Below are 989 nucleotides of genomic sequence, written 5' to 3'. Positions count from 1 at the left end.
ATGTAGGGGCGGATTGCCCCGTAGTAGCGAAGAAGCGATTGTAATGAGAGCAGAGCGAAGGGGGCAAGTTATACCGGATCATAACATTTAACAACTCGCAAGAGGATGACTTTATGGAATGAGACAAAATCGGTACCAGTAAGTAAGGACCAAGTATGGCTTGCTTATAAGAAAGTGCGCTCCAAAGCAGGGAGTGCAGGAATAGACCAAATCAGTATGGAAGAATATGATGCCAACCGGTCTGGTCACCTGTACAAACTGTGGAACCGGATGGCGTCAGGGAGTTATTTCCCGCCGCCGTTAAAAGAAGTGGAAATACCCAAGAAAGACGGCAAAGTTCGCAAACTTGGTGTTCCCACTATCAGCGATCGCGTGGCACAAATGGTCGTGAAAGATTATTTGGAAGAGAGGTTTGAGAAACTTTTCAGTCCCCATTCTTATGGTTACCGACCCGGAAAGAATGCTCATCAGGCATTGGCCGAGGTACGGAAGAACGTCAGGATTTCGGACTGGGTAATCGACCTTGATATCAAAGGATTCTTTGACAACATAGACCATGCGAAGTTGATGTTGGCATTAAAGAAACATGTAAGCGAAAGATGGTGCCTGATGTACATCGAAAGGTGGCTTCAAACACCCGTGCAAACTAAAACCGGGGAACTGGTAATGAAGCAAGGAAAAGGAACGCCACAAGGAGGTGTAATTAGTCCGTTATTAGCAAATCTGTTCTTACATTATGCCATGGATAAATGGTTGGAGCAAACCCACTCAACAGTCAAGTATGTGCGATACGCCGATGACGCAATACTGCACTGCAAGAGTAAATCACAAGCTGATTACGTAATGCGTAATTTGAACAAACGGATGAAGCAATGTGGGTTGGAACTGCACCCGGAAAAGACGAAGCTTGTTTACTGTAGAGACTACAGGCGGCAGGGAGCGTTTGAGAACGTGAAGTTCGATTTTCTGAGCTATTCGTTCCAACCTCG

General features: G+C 45.8%; 1 protein-coding gene. It reads left to right on the top strand.

Annotated elements, in window-relative coordinates; translation table 11 throughout:
* Positions 1–105: 105 nt before the first annotated feature.
* Positions 106–989 (top strand): group II intron reverse transcriptase/maturase (gene ltrA / locus JCM15548_RS20610; protein ID WP_062129121.1); only part of this gene is annotated, 884 nt, incomplete at its 3' end.

This window comes from Geofilum rubicundum JCM 15548 (assembly GCF_000974365.1).
Lineage (GTDB): Bacteria > Bacteroidota > Bacteroidia > Bacteroidales > Marinilabiliaceae > Geofilum > Geofilum rubicundum.
Note: the sequence above shows the minus strand (reverse complement) of the source record. Positions and strands in the feature narration are given on the sequence as shown.